At 29.1% G+C, this 17,785-nt stretch carries 16 protein-coding genes; 10 read left to right on the top strand and 6 right to left on the bottom strand.

Annotated features, from left to right (window positions below):
• Positions 1-16: 16 nt before the first annotated feature.
• The 4 genes from EJJ37_RS01275 to EJJ37_RS01290 all read right to left on the bottom strand — a co-directional run bounded on the left by EJJ37_RS01275 (position 17) and on the right by EJJ37_RS01290 (position 4,231).
• Entirely contained in the window at positions 17-844 is an 828-nt protein-coding gene (locus EJJ37_RS01275) for a carbohydrate kinase family protein (protein ID WP_133013780.1), read from the bottom strand.
• Between the two features lie 86 nt (positions 845-930).
• The gene (gene sdaAA / locus EJJ37_RS01280) at positions 931-1,809 is read right to left on the bottom strand and encodes an L-serine ammonia-lyase, iron-sulfur-dependent, subunit alpha (RefSeq protein WP_133013781.1); all 879 of its coding nucleotides are present in this window, start codon (positions 1,807-1,809) and stop codon (positions 931-933) included.
• A 1-nt stretch (position 1,810) separates the two neighbouring features.
• Positions 1,811-2,488 (bottom strand): L-serine ammonia-lyase, iron-sulfur-dependent subunit beta, encoded by a 678-nt coding sequence (gene sdaAB, locus EJJ37_RS01285; protein WP_133013782.1) that lies wholly within the window; start codon positions 2,486-2,488, stop codon positions 1,811-1,813.
• 246 nt (positions 2,489-2,734) lie between these two features.
• The gene (locus EJJ37_RS01290) at positions 2,735-4,231 is read right to left on the bottom strand and encodes a nucleoside kinase (protein ID WP_133013783.1); all 1,497 of its coding nucleotides are present in this window, start codon (positions 4,229-4,231) and stop codon (positions 2,735-2,737) included.
• 385 nt (positions 4,232-4,616) lie between these two features.
• Here EJJ37_RS01290 and EJJ37_RS21265 point away from each other — a divergent pair, with 385 nt between their 5' ends.
• The 9 genes from EJJ37_RS21265 (at position 4,617) to argF (ending at position 14,133) form a co-directional block, all read left to right on the top strand.
• A complete protein-coding gene (locus EJJ37_RS21265; protein ID WP_133013784.1) occupies positions 4,617-5,513 on the top strand; it encodes a YetF domain-containing protein in 897 nt (298 codons plus the stop codon).
• The gene (locus EJJ37_RS01300; protein ID WP_133013785.1) at positions 5,510-5,890 is read left to right on the top strand and encodes a DUF4363 family protein; all 381 of its coding nucleotides are present in this window, start codon (positions 5,510-5,512) and stop codon (positions 5,888-5,890) included. Before EJJ37_RS21265 ends, EJJ37_RS01300 begins: the two co-directional genes overlap by 4 nt.
• Before the next feature lie 265 nt (positions 5,891-6,155).
• Positions 6,156-7,379, top strand: coding sequence for an argininosuccinate synthase (locus tag EJJ37_RS01305; RefSeq protein WP_133013786.1), 1,224 nt, complete (start codon positions 6,156-6,158; stop codon positions 7,377-7,379).
• A gap of 4 nt (positions 7,380-7,383) precedes the next feature.
• On the top strand, positions 7,384-8,784 hold the full coding sequence (argH, locus tag EJJ37_RS01310) for an argininosuccinate lyase (RefSeq protein WP_133013787.1): 1,401 nt from the start codon (positions 7,384-7,386) through the stop codon (positions 8,782-8,784).
• Positions 8,772-9,806, top strand: coding sequence for an N-acetyl-gamma-glutamyl-phosphate reductase (gene argC / locus EJJ37_RS01315; RefSeq protein WP_133013788.1), 1,035 nt, complete (start codon positions 8,772-8,774; stop codon positions 9,804-9,806). The genes argH and argC overlap by 13 nt, the downstream gene beginning before the upstream one ends.
• Before the next feature lie 18 nt (positions 9,807-9,824).
• A complete protein-coding gene (gene argJ / locus EJJ37_RS01320; RefSeq protein WP_133013789.1) occupies positions 9,825-11,054 on the top strand; it encodes a bifunctional ornithine acetyltransferase/N-acetylglutamate synthase in 1,230 nt (409 codons plus the stop codon).
• An 81-nt stretch (positions 11,055-11,135) separates the two neighbouring features.
• A complete protein-coding gene (argB, locus tag EJJ37_RS01325; RefSeq protein WP_133013790.1) occupies positions 11,136-11,990 on the top strand; it encodes an acetylglutamate kinase in 855 nt (284 codons plus the stop codon).
• Between the two features lie 22 nt (positions 11,991-12,012).
• Complete coding sequence (locus tag EJJ37_RS01330) at positions 12,013-13,191, top strand: aspartate aminotransferase family protein (RefSeq protein WP_133013791.1); 1,179 nt, start codon at positions 12,013-12,015, stop codon at positions 13,189-13,191.
• A 21-nt stretch (positions 13,192-13,212) separates the two neighbouring features.
• Positions 13,213-14,133 (top strand): ornithine carbamoyltransferase, encoded by a 921-nt coding sequence (gene argF / locus EJJ37_RS01335; protein ID WP_133013792.1) that lies wholly within the window; start codon positions 13,213-13,215, stop codon positions 14,131-14,133.
• A 27-nt stretch (positions 14,134-14,160) separates the two neighbouring features.
• Here the strand turns inward: argF and EJJ37_RS01340 are convergent, their stop codons facing one another.
• Both EJJ37_RS01340 and EJJ37_RS01345 read right to left on the bottom strand, forming a co-directional pair.
• Positions 14,161-15,201, bottom strand: a complete 1,041-nt coding sequence (locus EJJ37_RS01340) for a nucleoid-associated protein (protein WP_133013793.1) — start codon at positions 15,199-15,201, stop codon at positions 14,161-14,163.
• A 75-nt stretch (positions 15,202-15,276) separates the two neighbouring features.
• The gene (locus EJJ37_RS01345) at positions 15,277-16,170 is read right to left on the bottom strand and encodes a LysR family transcriptional regulator (RefSeq protein ID WP_133013794.1); all 894 of its coding nucleotides are present in this window, start codon (positions 16,168-16,170) and stop codon (positions 15,277-15,279) included.
• Positions 16,171-16,432: 262 nt separating this feature from the next.
• Here EJJ37_RS01345 and EJJ37_RS01350 point away from each other — a divergent pair, with 262 nt between their 5' ends.
• A complete protein-coding gene (locus EJJ37_RS01350; RefSeq protein WP_133013795.1) occupies positions 16,433-17,656 on the top strand; it encodes an MFS transporter in 1,224 nt (407 codons plus the stop codon).
• The last annotated feature ends 129 nt before the right edge of the window (positions 17,657-17,785 follow it).

Consider the following 17,785-nt stretch of genomic DNA (forward strand, 5'->3'; position numbering starts at 1 on the left):
CGTGCTCTTTTTATATTTAGCATCTTTTAAAAGAATAATATATATCTCCATATGACTTTATTTTATCTATATCAATTTTATATACTTCATTTAACAGATGATTTTCTATTTCTTTATTATCTATAATTTTATTATTTACAAAGTAATTTAAAGTTCTTTTTTCTCCAATGTAAAAGGCTATTGTTGCAATTAATATAGCCTGAACTATTTCACTTTTGTTTTTGCATACTCCAATACTAACAGCTATCATTCCTATATATATATTATCTAATATACATTTATCATATAACTCATCCTCATTGTTTTTTATGATAAATTCGCTGTATCCATCGGTTATATAATATTTATCATCTTTTATAATTAATACACTGTTATTTCTCTTTGAAAAATTTCTAAATTTGCAGTTATCATCTTCATAATCTATTTTGCTTTCTTCATTATTCTCTTGAAAATTTATCAAAGTCTCTATTTCACTCTTTGTTCCTTTAATAACATTAATATCATATCTATTTATAATGCTTAATGCTAAATTTCTTTTGTTAATTAACGAATCTATTCCATTGGCTTCTAATAATACTATCTCTCTTTTATTCATAGCTATTAAAGATTTTTCTATATCCAATACACCATCTGAATTTATTTCATCTAAAAAAATTAGCAGTGTATTTATCGGATTAAACTCTTTATATTGATAGCTATCTTTATAAGTTAATCTGCCATTATAATGATTAACTATAGATTCTAAACTACGTAATCTTTCATTATTAGCACAACAATAAATAAGAGGTAGCACACTCTTTTGCAAGTCTAATATATATTTTATAGACTCTTCATTAAGCCTCATAGCTCTTCCTCACTTTATTATCTATAGTGCAATCTTTGCCTACCAATATAATATTCGACAAAATCTACAATGTGCGTAATATTTTTCTATTCTTCGCCAAAGACCTTTTTGCGTAATTCAAGTCCTGATTTTGTTACAGCAACTCCACCCATAGCTGTTTCTCTAAGTGCTGATGGAAGACTCTTTCCAACCTTATACATAGCTGATACAGTATCATCAAATGGTATTTTACTAGATACTCCAGCCATAACCATATCTGCTGTACAAAGTGCACTTATAGCTCCTGCTGCATTTCTTTTTGCACATGGGATTTCAACTAGCCCTGCTACCGGGTCACAAACAAGACCAAGTACATTTTTAATAACTATAGCCGCTGCATCTAAACTCATTCTAGGTGTACCACCCATCATTTCAACAACTGCTGCTGAGCCCATAGCTGCTGCAGAACCACATTCAGCTTGACATCCACCTTCTGCTCCAGAAAGAGTTGCATTCATTCCAATTATCATTCCAACTGCAGCTGAAGTAAATAATGCATCTATAAGTTCTTCATCTGTTTTCCCTAACTTCTCACCTGCTGATAAAATTACAGCTGGTAATATTCCACAAGATCCCGCCGTTGGACATGCTACTATTCTTCCCATACCTGCATTAACCTCTGATGATGATAATGCCATTGCCATAGCTTTTACAGTTACATCTCCAGTTAAAGTATCTCCTTTTTCTAAATACTTTTGAATCTTATATCCATCTCCTCCAATAAGACCACTTAATGAATATACTTCTTTTTCTCTACCTTCGGTAGCTCCATCTTTCATTACCTTTAAATTTTTAGCCATCTTTTCATACACTTCTTCTCTAGATAGCCCTTTATCTTCCATTTCAACTCTTATTGCATATTCACTTAATGATATATTTTCCTCTTCACATATTCTTAATAATTCTTTACCTGATCTTGCTAGCATACTATTCACCGTCCTTAATTGGATTAATCATTATTACTTTATTTATACCTTCAATAGCTTTAACATTACCTATTATTTCTGATGTAACTTCATGGTCAACTTCAAATACCATTGTCGCATCTCTACCCTTTTGATTTCTAAATACTTTCATAAAAGCAATATTTATATCATTATCATAAAGTATTGATGCTACTTTAGATAATACCCCTGGAACATCCTTATTTGAAACAATAATAGTAGGATAAGCTCCTGTGAAATTAACTGAATTTCCATTAACAGAAGTAACCTCTATACTTCCTCCTCCAATAGATGAACCTATAAGCTCATATGTACCTTCTTTTCCCTTTATAACAAATTTAACAGTATTAGGATGAACATCACCTAAATCTGCTTCTCTAAATCTTATTTTAAGCCCCATTTCTTTAGCTATATCTAAAGAATCTCTAAGTCTTAAATCACTTGGTTCCATCCCTAAAATTCCAGCAACTAATGCTCTATCAGTTCCGTGTCCTTTATATGTTTTAGCAAATGATCCATGCAAATAAAATGTTACATCTTCTATATCTGCTCCAGCAACAGCTCTTGCGACCTTTCCAAGTCTTGCAGCACCTGCTGTATGTGATGATGATGGCCCAACCATTATAGGCCCTAATATATCAAAAACTCCTACACTTTTCATTATGTAACCTCCAAGTTTATTATGTTAAGTAACTAAATTACTCCTTATAGCTTATATGCTATGATGCCAAAAAATTGATCATATATATTTTTTTAATAACCTAACAATATTAATATAAAAACTAACTATTCTCTCTTAATAATTTATAGCACAAAACATTAACTATAAGGGTAATGTTATAAGCAGATACATGGAGAAAGAAAAAATGAAATATTTATTCTTTCTCCCCATGTAATGCTAAGTGTTTTAATATTTATAAAAAATGCTTCCTCCAATAAATTCTCTTAAAATTGAGTTTTGTGGAACTATATCTTTATCAATTTCTCTAAAGAATCCTAATAACCCTTTTAGTCTTTTAGCTTCATCATAAACAATACTATCTTCTTTAATTTTATTAAGCTCTTGAATTGCATATTTTTTTAATACACATAACTCATAAACTAAAGTAGAATTGAACATTACATCTGCTTCTTCTTGATAAACAAAAATATTCTTTTTTTCACCTCTTTTTATCTTATGCCACATCTTTAAAGTATCTTCTGCTCCATGACCTCTTGATAATTGATCTCTTACAATTCTTCTAATTTTTCTTACATCAGTAGTAGTTATTCTATTATGATTATCTAAATTTAATTGAGTTAATGCTGAAATATAAATTCTAAATTTATATTTTTCATCAATATGAGAAGTTAATATAGGATTTAATCCATGAATTCCTTCAACTATAATAACACCATTTGAAGGTAACTTAACTTTTTTACCTACCCATTCTCGCTCTCCTTTTATAAAGTTAAACTCTGGTATTTCAACTTCTTCACCTTGTAATATTAAATTTAAATGTTTATTAAATAATTCTGTATCTACTGAACCAATAGTTTCAAAATCATACTCTCCATTTTCGTCTAATGGGGTTTGATCTCTATTTACAAAATAATCATCTAAAGATATTGGAATTGGTGTGATACCATTAACTCTTAATTGAACACCTAGTCTATTAGCAAATGTTGTTTTTCCTGAAGAACTTGGCCCCGATATTAATATTAATTTAACCTCATCTTTCAAATTAATTTTATCAGCAATTTCTGCAATTTTCTTTTCATGTAAAGCTTCAGAAATCATTACTAAGTTAATTAATTCTCCTTTATCAATCTTATCATTTAGAGCCCCAACATTTCCTACATCTAAAATATCCAACCACTTTTCAGTTTCTCTAAATATTTTTGTAATTTTTCTTTGTTCTACAAACTCTGGTAATGTAAAAGTTTGATAATCATTAGGTCTTCTTAAAATAAATCCATTTTCATAATAAATTAGATCAAAAGCTTTTATATCACTTGTTCTCTTTGTCATATGACCATAAAAATAATCATATCTTCCATCTAATTCATATAAATTAACTGTTTTAAAGTCTACTTGTTCTAATAAAAGCACTTTATCATCCATATTATAAGATTTAAAAATATTAATTGCTTCTTTTTTAGCCACCTTAATTTTATTAATAGGTAAATCCCTATCTATCAATTCTTGCATTTTTACTTTTATATCTTCTATATCTTTTTCATTAAGATTGATTTCTTTAGATATTTCTCCAAATATCCCTTTACCAACACTATGTTGAATTGTTATTTTAGCACCTGGAAATAAATCCAATGCGGCTTTAATAAAGATAAATTGTAATGTCCTAGTATAATCATTTTCAATAGAGTCATTTTTATTATTTACTAAATTAATATTTTCTTTCATCCTTACTCCACCCTTCTAAACCCTTATAATACCATTGCTTAATTTAAAAATTATATTATAAAATTTAGTGCTAAATCTTGTTTTATCATAAAAATTTTTTAAATTAATTCTTTATACTCTTATTATATACTGCTTCGAAAATTATTCTATTATTTTATAGGTTAAAATTATTATTATTTTAAAATTCATATAAAAAAATTAAAATATAGAGTTTCAGACAACTTCAAGTAACCAAATATAAAATTTGGACTAATGTTATTTTTTTAAGGAAACTCAACTCCTTTCAGTCGCTGAGTAAGTTCGAGTAACCAAATATAAAATTTGGACTCTCACTTAGAATAAAAGTATTTTTTATACAAATACTTAAATTAGAGGTGATTTAATTATGTTCATTGTTCTTATAAGAACTATATTTTTATATTTTTTAGTAATACTTGTAATGAGATTAATGGGTAAGAGACAAATTGGAGAGCTACAACCATATGAGTTTGTTATAACAATAATGATATCTGACTTAGCAGCTCTTCCAATGCAAGATACTAGATTACCTTTAATTCTTGGTATTATTCCAATTATTACTTTATTGTTTATAAAAACAATCTTAACTCAATTACAGCTTAAAAGTCAGTTTACTAGAAAAATACTTGAAGGTGAACCTTGTATATTAGTTTGCAAAGGTAAAATAAATTACAAAGCCTTAAAAAAACAACAAATTAATCTAGATGAACTTATGGAGGAACTTAGACTAGCAGGTTATTTTGATTTAAATGAAATTGAATATGCTATTTTAGAAAATAACGGTCAATTATCATTTTTAACATCTCAAAGTAGCTCTAGTAGCGCTTCTGTTGATACTTCTTGTAGTTCTAATACACAACCATTATCATCAGGAAGTGAACCTCAAGCTTCCACTCAAAGTAATACTCAAAACACTAATAGCAATGCTTCAGGAAGTGAAAGTTCTTCTAAAAATAATAAAAAAAGTAATTCTACAGGCTCTAGTGGATCTAATAGTTCAAGTTCTTCATCAAATTCAAATAGTTCTGGAAATAGTAACTCTACCCAAGTTCCTAGATTACCTATAATTTATGTTCTAGATGGGCATGTTAATAATAATGCACTTACTACTAGCGGAAAAAATAAAGTTTGGATTGAACATGAATTGAAAAAATATCATATTAACTCAATTAAAGATGTTTTAATTGCTATGATTGATACTCAAGGAAAATTTGTTTATCAATTATATGATAAAAATGATAATGTTAAAGGAGCTAAAAAATGAAAAACTCATTATTTTCTATTCTTCTCTTTATATTATTATTAGGCTTTTTAACTTATACAGATATAAGTTTTAAAAATCTTTGTAGTAATGTTATTGAAATGTGTAATGAAATGGAAGGAAGCTTAAGTTACTCTACTAAAGAAGAAAATTTTGAAGATGCTATGGCAATTTTTAATTTAATTCAAGATAAAGGTAAAATAGCTGCTATATATATAAACCATGTAGATTATGATGCATTATTAAGTGAAGCTTTAAAACTAACCATATATATTGAAAAAGATGACTCAAGTGAAACTGAAGCATCACTCCATTTATTAAAATATAGCACTGAGCATATGAAAGAACTTCAAGTTCCTAAACTAGAAAATATTTTCTAAAAAGATACGCAAAAGATATAATTTCTTTTGCGTATCTTTTATATTTTTATTACATTTATGCATAAACTCACTCCTTTTTGTATATACATTTTTATCCAATTGCTTTTCCCACTTATTTATCTAGCTTTTTTCTATATATATTAATATTTTATACATTTTTCCAAAATAACTATTGCATAATTATACACTCTTTTGTATAATTATAAACATCAAATATTTATTCCAATTTATAGCAACGATTGATAATTAAAGGGGGCTTTTATATATGAAAAAATTTAATAAAATAGTTTTAGCTTATTCAGGAGGACTAGATACATCAATTATAATCTCATGGCTTAAAGAAACTTACGGTTGTGAAGTTATAGCAGTAGTTGGTAATGTTGGACAAACTGATGAGCTAGAAGGATTAGAAGAAAAAGCATTAAAAACTGGGGCATCAAAAATTTATATTGAAGATTTAACAAAGGAATTTGTTTATGATTATATCTTCCCTACACTTCAAGCCGGAGCTGTGTATGAAGGAAAATATTTATTAGGAACTTCTTTTGCTAGACCTTTAATAGGAAAAAGACTTGTAGAAATTGCAAAAAAGGAAGGGGCCGATGCAATTTGTCATGGTTGTACCGGTAAAGGAAATGACCAAGTTCGTTTTGAGCTTGCTGTTAAAAACTTTGCACCAGAAATGCCAATTATAGCACCATGGAGAATATGGGATATTAAATCTCGTGAAGAAGAAATTCAATATGCTTTAGATAGAGAGATTCCAATAAAAATTACTTATGAAACTAACTATAGTAAAGATAAAAACTTATGGCATTTAAGTCATGAAGGTTTAGACCTAGAATTTCCTGAAAATGAACCTAAGTATGATAAAATATTAGAACTTTGTAACACTTTAGAAAATGCACCTAACGAAGCAACTTATATTACTTTAACTTTTGAAAAAGGTATACCAGTTGCCCTTAACGGTGAAAAAATGGATGGTGTTAAATTAATTGAAGAATTAAATAAAATTGGTGGAGAAAATGCCATTGGTATTATGGATATGGTAGAAAACAGACTTGTTGGTATGAAGTCAAGAGGCGTTTACGAAACTCCTGGTGGAACTATACTTTACAAAGCTCATGCTGATTTAGAAGAAATTTGTTTAGATAAAGCAACTCATCACTTTAAACAATCAATTGCTTTAAAATTTGCTGATTTAGTTTATAACGGTGAATGGTTCACTCCACTTAGAGAAAGTCTTTCAGCCTTTGTTGATAAAACTCAAGAAACTGTTACTGGTGAAGTTAAGCTTAAACTATATAAAGGCAATATTATTAATGCCGGAATGACATCTCCTTATTCATTATACAGCGAAGAATATGCTACTTTCGGTGAAGATGGCGTATATAACCAAAAGGATTCTGAAGGATTTATTAATCTTTATGGTTTACCAACTGTAGTAAATGCAAAGATGAAAGATTCTTTAAAGAAACAGGCTGAATAAAAAAATGAAGCTTTGGGGCGGAAGATTTACTGAAGGAGTTAATGAGTTAGTTAATACCTTTAACTCCTCCATTTCAATTGATTCAAGAATGTATAAGGAAGATATAGAAGGAAGCCTTGCCCATGTTAAAATGCTTGGAAAGCAAGGAATTATTCCTTCTCAAGATAGTGAAAAAATAGTTGAAGGCTTAAAAAAAATATTAATAAGAATTAACAGTGGAACTATAGAAATAGATAAAGATGCTGAGGATATTCACAGCTTTGTTGAAAGTATATTAACTTACTATATTGGTGATGAAGGTAAAAAACTTCATACTGGTAGAAGCAGAAATGACCAAGTTACTTTAGATACTAAACTTTATTTAAAGAAATATATTAAAATTATAATAAATGAAATATTGAATCTTCATGAAACCTTACTTGAAAAGGCTAATGAAAATATAAATACTATTATGCCAGGATATACTCATATGCAAAAAGCTCAACCAATTACTTTTGCACATCATATCTTAGCATATTGTGAAATGTTTAAAAGAGATATAGGACGACTTTTTGATTCCTATAGAAGACTTGATGAAATGCCACTTGGAAGTGGTGCTTTAGCAACCTCTACATACCCTATTGATAGAGAGTTTGTAGCATCTGAGCTTGGCTTTTCTAAAATAACACTTAATAGTTTAGATTCTGTTTCAGATAGAGACTATGCTATAGAAACTTTATCTGCACTTTCATTAATAATGATGCATTTATCAAGATTCTCAGAAGAAATTATACTATGGTGTACTGGTGAGTTTAACTTTATAGAACTTAATGATAGTTACAGTACTGGAAGTAGTATAATGCCTCAAAAGAAAAATCCTGATGTGGCAGAATTAGTTAGAGGTAAAACAGGAAGAGTTTATGGTGATTTAATGACTTTACTTACTGTTATGAAAGGTATTCCTCTAGCTTACAATAAAGACATGCAAGAAGATAAAGAAGCATTATTTGATGGTTTAGATACTGCTCTTCTTTCACTTCAAACCTTTAATGGAATGATTAAAACTATGAAAGTAAAAAAAGCTAATATGAAAAAATCTGCTGCTGGTGGATTTACAAATGCTACTGATGTTGCTGATTATCTTGTTAAAAAAGGTATGGCATTTAGAAATGCTCATGAAGTTGTAGGCCAAATAGTTCTTTATTGTATTGATAAAGATATTGCTATAGATGACTTAAGTATGGAAGAATTTAAAAACTTCTCTCCTATTTTTGAAGAAGATATATATAAGGCAATAGACTTATTAACTTGTGTTGAAGAAAGAAGTGTCATTGGGGGACCTAGCTCTTCATCAGTTAAAATGCAAATAGAAATTTTAGAAAAATTTATAAAAGAAAATAAGGAGAATTTATCATGTTTAAAGTAGGAATTATTGGGGCAACAGGATACGTTGGAGTTGAATTGTTAAGACTTTTACTTAATCATGATAAGGTTACAGTTACTGCTATCTCCTCCTCTACTTTTAAAGATGAGGAGATAAGCTCTGTATATAAAAGTTTTTTCAATAAAACAGCACTAGTTTGCAAAGATAAAAGTGATGTTATTGATAAATGTGATGTTATATTTACTGCTCTTCCTCATGGTTTAAGTGAAGAAATAGCAGCTGAAGCAATAAGCAAAAATAAAAAGGTAATAGATCTTGGGGCTGATTTTAGATTAGAATGTGAAAATTCTTATGAAGAATGGTATGGAAAAAAGTTTACATGCAAAGATATTCATAAGAATAGCATATATGGACTACCAGAATTTAATGGTTCTAAAGTTAAAGAATTTAATATAGTTGCTAATCCTGGGTGTTATCCAACAAGTATTTCACTTGGACTTATGCCACTATTGAAAAATAATTTAATTAATACTAAAAATATAATTTGTGATTCAAAGTCAGGAATTACTGGTGCTGGAAGAGGACTTTCTTTAAAAACTCACTTTGCAGAAGCTAATGAAAATTTTGCTGCATACGGTATTGGTAGCCACAGACATACACCTGAAATTGAACAAACCCTATCATATATGGCAAATGAAAATGTAGAAGTAACATTTACTCCTCACCTATTACCTGTCAATAGAGGAATACTTTCTACAATTTACTGCCAACCTAAAGATAAACTTACCTTAGAAGAAATTCATGAAATATATAAAAAACAATATGAAAATGAAGAGTTTGTCCATGTACTACCATTAGGTCAAACTGCTGAAATAAAACACGTTAAATATACAAATAATTGTCATATTTCTATTCATCAAAATTATAGAAAAAATAAAATAATAATTGTTAGCGTTATAGATAATATGGTTAAAGGAGCTGCTGGACAAGCTATTCAAAACATGAACCTATTGCTCGACTTACCACAAAATACTGGACTTAAATTAATAGCTCCAAGCTTTTAAATAAAGGATGTGTAATTTATGATTAAAATAGATGAAAATTTAACGGTGACTTCCCCTGCTGGTTTTAAAGCATCTGGAATTCATTGTGGTCTAAAAAAAAGCTTATTAAAAAAAGATTTAGCTTTAATATATTCTGATGTTGTAGCCACTTCTTGTGGAGTTTACACAAAAAATAAAGTAAAAGGCGCTCCACTTACAGTAACTAAACAACATTTAATTAACAAAAAAGCTCAAGCTATAATTATTAATAGTGGAAATGCCAACACTTGTAATGGTGATGATGGTTTGTCAAAAGCAAATAAAATGACTCACCTTTGTGCTAAAGCATTAAACATTAAAAATGATGATGTACTAGTTGCTTCAACAGGAGTAATAGGTGTTCCTCTTAATATAGATGCAATAAAAGATGGAATTCCTCAACTAGTAGGTAATTTATCAGAAGATATTGAAGGTGCTAAAAATGCCTCTATGGCTATTATGACTACTGATACAATTCAGAAACAAGCTGGAATTACATTTGAAATCAGTGGTAAAAAAGTTACACTTGCTGCTATGGCTAAGGGGTCTGGTATGATTCATCCAAATATGGCTACTATGCTTTCTTTTATAACTACTGATATTTCAATATCTCCTACTTTATTAAAGGAAGCATTAAAGGAAAGTGTTAATGTTTCTTATAACAGAATAAGTGTTGATGGTGATTCTAGCACTAACGATATGGTTTTAATAATGGCAAATGGACTTGCTTCAAATGAAACTATAACTGAAAAAAATAATGATTATAATTTATTCTTAGAAGCATTAACCTCTTTAAATATTTATATGTCTAAAAAAATTGCAAAGGATGGTGAGGGAGCCACCAAACTTATAGAATGTACTGTAAAAAATGCTAATTCTATTGATGATGCTGAAACTCTTTCTAAAAGTGTAGTTACTTCAAGCCTTGTTAAAGCTGCAATCTTTGGCAGTGATGCTAACTGGGGAAGAATCCTTTGTGCACTAGGATACTCTAATGTAGACTTTGATCCTGAAAAAGTTGATGTTTCTTTTGCAAGTACTTCAGGAGAAATTCTTGTTTGCCAAAATGGTACTTCTGTAAATTTTGATGAAGCTAAGGCAAAAGAAATTTTATTACAAGATGAAATTAAAATTTTAATAGATATGAAACTAGCTTCATCAGAAGCAACAACATGGGGCTGCGATTTAACTTATGATTACGTAAAAATAAACGGTGACTACCGCAGTTAACAATATATGGGTGGACCTCCGGGGTCAATCCATATTTTGGATTGACCCCGGAGGTCCACCCATTTTTTGGAGGTGTAACAATTGAACTATGCTCAACATGCAAATATATTAATTCAGGCATTACCTTATATCCAAGAATATTACGGTAAGACTATTGTAATTAAATATGGTGGAAATGCCATGATTAATGATGAATTAACTAAAACAGTAATAAATGATATTATCCTTATGAAATGTATTGGAATTAATCCAATAATAGTCCATGGTGGTGGTCCTGATATTAGCAGTACTTTAGCTAAAATGAATCATGAAAGTAAATTTATAAATGGTTTGAGATATACTGATGAAACTACAATAACAGTTGCTCAAATGGTCTTAGCTGGAAAAGTAAATAAAGATTTAGTTAAACTAATTGAAAAAAATGGCGGTAAAGCAATTGGTTTATCTGGAATTGATGGATCATTAATAAAAGCTAAAAAGCTTATTAGTGATATTGATTTAGGTTTTGTAGGTGAAATAACTTCTGTAAATACAGAACTTCTAAATTTATCAATGAATTCTGGTTATATCCCTGTAGTTTCTTCTATTGCAATAGGTGAAAATGATACTAATAGTTATAACATAAATGCAGATACTTGTGCTTCAAAAATTGCCTCTGCTTTAAAGGCTGAAAAATTAATTCTTTTAACTGATGTACCTGGCGTAATGACAGATCAAAATGACCCTTCTACTTTAATTTCAACTTTAAGGTTACATCAAATTCCAAAACTAACTGTAGATAAAATAATTAAAGGTGGAATGATTCCTAAGATAAACTGTTGTGTTGAATCTGTAAGAATGGGAGTTAAAAAAGCTCACATAATTGATGGCAGAATTAAACACTCTATCTTACTTGAATTACTATCTGAAAAAGGAATTGGAACAGAAATATATTAACTAATTAAACGAGGTGATTAAAATGACTTTATTTGAAGAAGAAAATAAGTACTTAATGAATACTTATGCTACCTTGCCTATTGAAATAGATTATGGTCAGGGATCTTACTTATTTGATAAAAACAATAAAAAATATATAGATTTTACTAGTGGAATTGGCGTTAACTCTTTAGGTTATAACAATGCTGATTGGAAAAACTCAATAATATCTCAACTAAACAATTTCCAACATCTATCTAATATTTTCACTAATAATTCTACTGTATCACTTGCAAAAAAACTTTGTGAGTTATCTGGAATGAGTAAAGTTTTCTTTGCTAATTCTGGAGCTGAAGCAAATGAATGTGCTATTAAACTTGCTAGAAAGTATAGCTTTAACAAATATGGTGAAGGTAGAGGTACTATTCTTTCACTAAAACAATCTTTCCATGGTAGAACATTAGCTACATTAACTGCAACTGGACAAGATAAATTTCATAACTACTTCTTTCCATTTCCTACAGGGTTTAATTATGTAACCGCTAATTCCATTGATGACCTACAAGAAAAACTTACTTCTGATGTTTGTGCAATAATAATGGAAGCTATTCAAGGTGAAGGTGGTGTTCATCCACTGAATAAAGATTTTGTTTTAGCTACTTGTAAGTTAGCTAAGGAAAAAGATATATTAATAATCTTTGATGAAGTTCAATGCGGAATAGCTAGAACAGGAAACCTCTTTGGTTATAATACCTTCAATGTTGAACCTGATATAGTCACTTGTGCTAAAGGCCTAGGAGCAGGACTTCCTATAGGAGCAGTTTTATGTAATGAAAAACTTTCAACAACTTTCCAACCTGGAGATCACGGTTCAACATTCGGTGGAAATCCTGTTATATGTGCAGGTGCAGCCTCAGTATTAAATCAACTTTGTAATACTAATTCTTATAGTGAAATTATATTTAAAGGTAAATTAATAAAAGAAACTATCTTAAATGAAAATTTAGAAATAGTAAAAGATGTTCGTGGATTAGGTCTAATGCTTGGAATAGAAATAGATGGTGATTCATCTATTATTCAAAAGAAAGCTCTTGAAAATGGACTACTAGTTTTAACTGCTGGTAAAAATGTAATAAGACTGCTACCACCACTAAATATCTCTGTAGAAGACGTTAAAGAAGGCTTAAAAATCTTAGTAAAAGTATTAAAAGAATATAAGTAAATATAAAAGGGGGCTTTATTTATGAATAAAGATTTATTACGTATGGATGATCTTTCAAAAGATGAAATTTTAGATATATTAAATCTTGCTGATCAATTAAAATATGAACAAAAACATGGTATAGAACATCATTTACTAAAAGGAAAATCTTTAGGTATGATTTTTGAAAAAGCATCAACTCGTACAAGAGTTTCCTTTGAAGTTGGAATGTATCAACTCGGTGGACATCCTCTATTCTTAAGTTCTAAAGACTTGCAAATAGGTCGTGGGGAACCTATCCAAGATACTGCTAGAGTTTTATCTAGATACTTAGATGGAATTATGATAAGAACATTTTCTCAAAAAGAAATTGAAACTTTAGCTGAATGTTCATCTATTCCTATAATTAATGGATTAACAGACGATGAGCATCCATGCCAGGTTTTAGCAGATTTAATGACTATAAGAGAAAAGAAACTTATCCTTGAGGGCTTAAAGGTTGCATATATTGGTGATGGTAATAATATGTGTAATTCTTTAATTGTTGGTTGCTTAACTTTAGGTATGAATGTAGCAATTGCTAATCCTATTGGTTACAAACCACCTAAATATTATATTGAAAAAGGTATTTCATTAGCTGAAGAAAATGGGGGTTCTTTTGAAATGACTGAAAATCCATCAGAAGCTATAAAAAATGCTGATGTAATTATAACTGATGTTTGGGCTAGTATGGGACAAGAGAGTGAGGCTAAGAAACGTCAAATTGCCTTCAAAGGATATCAAGTTAATTCCGAAATAATGAAATTAGCAAATAATGATGCTATTGTTCTTCATTGTCTTCCAGCTCATAGAGAAGAAGAAATTACTGAAGAAGTTCTTGAAGCTCATGCTGATGAAATCTTTGAAGAAGCCGAAAATAGACTTCACGCTCAAAAAGCAGTACTAGTCAAATTGTTATCATAAAAGGTAGGACTATCATAGTCCTACCTTTTATTTTTCTATATAATTAATGACATGTTTTATAATCATATTAATGCTTCCGTCACCATTACGCTGGATTTCAAATTTACTATTATCATGGTAAGCATCCTCATTAATATATAAATCTATATCTTTATCAATTTTAAGTCTAATTCTCTTAAGCTTTTTTTCAACCCAAGCCTTATCAACTGCAACTTCCTCTTCTAACCCGTTCCCCTTCATAAACACTTCAAAGTCTTGCCTTTTTGTTGGATCTTCCTTAAATAATTCGTTAGAAATTTCTTGGATATTAATTGAATCCTCTTCTTTTAATTTACTCTTAACAGTTGTTCTAATTAATTCAGCTTGTTCCGCATTTTCTGTGATATTACTTCTAGTCCAAGTCTCTGCTGCCTTTAAGAATGTTTTTGTCATATCTCTTTTATTAGCAACAATACTACACCCTAAAAAGCTATTCATAAAATAATTAGCTCCATATTCATCATCTTCACTAGACTTCTTTTGCTTATCAATGACATATAAATCAAATATTTGCCCTTCTCTAATTGGCTTTATAAATGCTGCTTTTTGAATTCTTTGACTGCTACCTGGTAAACCTGCTGCTTGTGGAACTATTCCTATTCCAATCTTATCATTAACAAACTCTACAGAGTGAGTAAAGTTTTTAACATAATCCATTTTAAGTATTCCTATCATTGGACCAACATCTGTAATTAAAGATGCTACTATTAAATCACAAGCTGGAATATTAACATTCCCTTTCATAATAGAAAAAAGTTGTCTAGATAATTCCTTAGACAACCCAAGGAAATCATTATCTACCCCGTTTAAATAATCCTGTACTATTTCTTTTACAATATTTCTTTCCGAATTAAAAATTGCTGTTTTTAACTCCTCATCCTTTAGACATTTTTCAATATGCTTATGTAAAAACTTATAAATATCCTCACTTAATTCTAATGTGTATTCATTTAAAATTGGTTCTGTTGAGTTACTATCAAGAATATGTATTACTGCTTCCTGAATATTTATATCATTTATGTATTCCAAAATATCACCTCTATATGTATTATACTAACACTAACAACATTTTCTACAGAAACATTATAGCATTTATTAAAATACTTATTTAAAAACCTTTTTACTATACTCTAAACTAAACTTTTTAAATAAATTTACAGATGGAGTAAGATATCTATTTTTTAAAGTAGCTAAATAAATAAATCTTTCATGTTTAGGATTAGTTATAGGCAATACTTTCACATTATAATACTTTAAAGATGATATTCTCGGAACAACTGCAATTCCATAATTTATTTCAACTAATCCTGCAACAGCATTGTCTTCTTCAACTTCACATATAGTATTTGGTACAATATTTACCTTTTCGAATAAATCTTCTATAATTGATCTAATTCCACTCTTTTCACTAAACCCTATAAATGGATAACTTCCTACTTCAGTTAAATCTACAGATTCATTTTTTGCTAAAGGATGTTCATTTGATACAATAAGAACTAACTCCTCATTAGCAATAGGAATAAAATCTATATCTGGTTCATTTTCTACCATTGAACAAAATACCATATCAAATTTTTCTTCTTTTAACCCTTCAATAAGTGTCTTTGTTGTTCCTTGTCCAAATAAAAATTTTATATCTTTATTTTTATCACTCTCTGTAAAATCCTTAATTAGATGTGGTATAAAACTTGGGCCTAATGTATAGATATATCCTAACTCTATAGTTCCTGTAGATACATTAGCTAATTCTCTAATCTTTTTTTCTCCCTTTTCTAACTCACTCAAGGCTCTATCTACATATTCAAAATATATTTTCCCGTATTTAGTTAATTTAATATTTCTTCCTTGCTTTTCAAATAGATAAGTTCCTAAATCTTTCTCTAATGTTGACATAGCATGACTTAAACTAGGTTGAGTTATTGATAACTCTTCAGCTGCCTGTGTATAATGTTCTAATTTTGCTAGAACTCTAAAATAACTTAAATGATTTAAATTCATATATAACATCCTCCCCATTTATTAAATGTAATAAATTACCTTTTAAAGAAAACCATTACTTTGTTATAAATTGAACTTATTATTTTACCTTATTTTTTAATATTCTTATAATATTATAGCATATCTATAGATTTTTTCTATAAATAAACACAATAATATGTATTAGAATAATTAAAAATAATATATTAAAATTTATTTTGTAAGTTAAACGAGGACTTTATACATAATTACGTTAAATTTTTATCAAAAAGGAGTATTAAAAATGCAAAATACACTTACTAAAAATAAGTACATGCCAACGGCATTAGCTATGTATATTAACTACTTTATACATGGTATGGGAGCTATCATACTAGCTCAAAATATCGATTTCTTAATGGAACAATTTAACACTAATAAAGCTGGTGTATCATATGTTATCTCAGCTTTAGGTTTAGGTAGATTAATTGTATTATTTGTATCAGGTGTATTATCGGATAAATACGGTAGAAAACCTTTCGTACTTTTAGGTATGGGAACTTACGTGTTATTTATGGGTGGTATATTAATTAGTACTAATGTTACTATGGCATTCTTCTTTGCTTTATTAGCTGGTATGGCTAACTCATTTATGGATGCTGGTACTTATCCTGCATTAACTGAATGCTTCCCTAATGCATCAGGAAGTGCTAACGTTGCAATTAAAGCATTCATTTCAGCTGGTCAATTCATATTACCATGGATAATAAGCTTCTTAATTGCTAATAACCTTTACTATGGATGGTCATTCATATTCTGTATCATAGTATTTGTAATAAACGGATTATTTATATTCAAACTTAAATTCCCAGAATTCAAACCTGTTGAAAAAGCTGAAGCTGCTACAGAAGAAGTTGAATCTAATGTTAAAGCTAACTTTTGGATTGAGGGTATTTGCTTAATCTTAATCGGATTCACTGCTACTGCAACATTCCAAGTAATTGCAAACTGGTTACCTTCATTTGCAAGAGAAGTTGCTGGTGTTGAACAAACAATTTCTCTTAAGCTTATAAGTATCTACAGTACTGGTTCAATAGTATCTGTGTTTGTTACTTCAATATTAGTTGCTAAATGGATTAAACAAGTTAGATTTACTTTTGTTTACCCTCTAATATCTTTAGTAATGTTAACAGTACTTTGGATGTTCCCAAGTACTATAACTTGTATAGTTGCTGCATTTGTAATTGGTTTCTCAGCTGCTGGTGGAGTTCTACAATTAGCTTTAACTTCAATGTCAGAATTATTCCCTTCAAGCAAAGGTAAAATTACTGGTATAGTATTTACAGCTTCAAGTTTAGCTTCTACTATAGTACCAAGTATCACTGGTATACTAGCAGATATCAACTTAAGCCACGTAATATTATTTGATATGGGAATAACTGCTTTAGGTGTTGTGTTAGCACTTATTGTTAATATCAGATATAACATAGTTAAGAAAAATGAATTAAAAGCTAATAAAGCTTCTTAATAAATTTCAAGAGATTGTACAAAAACTGTACAATCTCTTTTTGTTTTAACTCACTTTAGTGAAATCTATGTAAATTAAATATTAGAATTCAAAATTTTACTTTGTTACAACTATGATAAATATTTGCAA

The organism is Clostridium cuniculi (genome assembly GCF_004353185.1).
In the GTDB taxonomy this organism is placed as follows: domain Bacteria; phylum Bacillota; class Clostridia; order Clostridiales; family Clostridiaceae; genus Clostridium; species Clostridium cuniculi.

Excerpts from the sequence above, each read along its gene's own strand:
- EJJ37_RS01275 (WP_133013780.1), bottom strand. The coding sequence starts at position 844 with ATGAGGCTTAATGAAGAGTCTATAAAATATATATTAGACTTGCAAAAG.
- sdaAA (WP_133013781.1), bottom strand. The coding sequence starts at position 1,809 with ATGCTAGCAAGATCAGGTAAAGAATTATTAAGAATATGTGAAGAGGAA.
- sdaAB (WP_133013782.1), bottom strand. The coding sequence starts at position 2,488 with ATGAAAAGTGTAGGAGTTTTTGATATATTAGGGCCTATAATGGTTGGG.
- EJJ37_RS01290 (WP_133013783.1), bottom strand. The coding sequence starts at position 4,231 with ATGAAAGAAAATATTAATTTAGTAAATAATAAAAATGACTCTATTGAA.
- EJJ37_RS21265 (WP_133013784.1), top strand. The coding sequence starts at position 4,617 with ATGTTCATTGTTCTTATAAGAACTATATTTTTATATTTTTTAGTAATA.
- EJJ37_RS01300 (WP_133013785.1), top strand. The coding sequence starts at position 5,510 with ATGAAAAACTCATTATTTTCTATTCTTCTCTTTATATTATTATTAGGC.
- EJJ37_RS01305 (WP_133013786.1), top strand. The coding sequence starts at position 6,156 with ATGAAAAAATTTAATAAAATAGTTTTAGCTTATTCAGGAGGACTAGAT.
- argH (WP_133013787.1), top strand. The coding sequence starts at position 7,384 with ATGAAGCTTTGGGGCGGAAGATTTACTGAAGGAGTTAATGAGTTAGTT.
- argC (WP_133013788.1), top strand. The coding sequence starts at position 8,772 with ATGTTTAAAGTAGGAATTATTGGGGCAACAGGATACGTTGGAGTTGAA.
- argJ (WP_133013789.1), top strand. The coding sequence starts at position 9,825 with ATGATTAAAATAGATGAAAATTTAACGGTGACTTCCCCTGCTGGTTTT.
- EJJ37_RS01330 (WP_133013791.1), top strand. The coding sequence starts at position 12,013 with ATGACTTTATTTGAAGAAGAAAATAAGTACTTAATGAATACTTATGCT.
- argF (WP_133013792.1), top strand. The coding sequence starts at position 13,213 with ATGAATAAAGATTTATTACGTATGGATGATCTTTCAAAAGATGAAATT.
- EJJ37_RS01345 (WP_133013794.1), bottom strand. The coding sequence starts at position 16,170 with ATGAATTTAAATCATTTAAGTTATTTTAGAGTTCTAGCAAAATTAGAA.
- EJJ37_RS01350 (WP_133013795.1), top strand. The coding sequence starts at position 16,433 with ATGCAAAATACACTTACTAAAAATAAGTACATGCCAACGGCATTAGCT.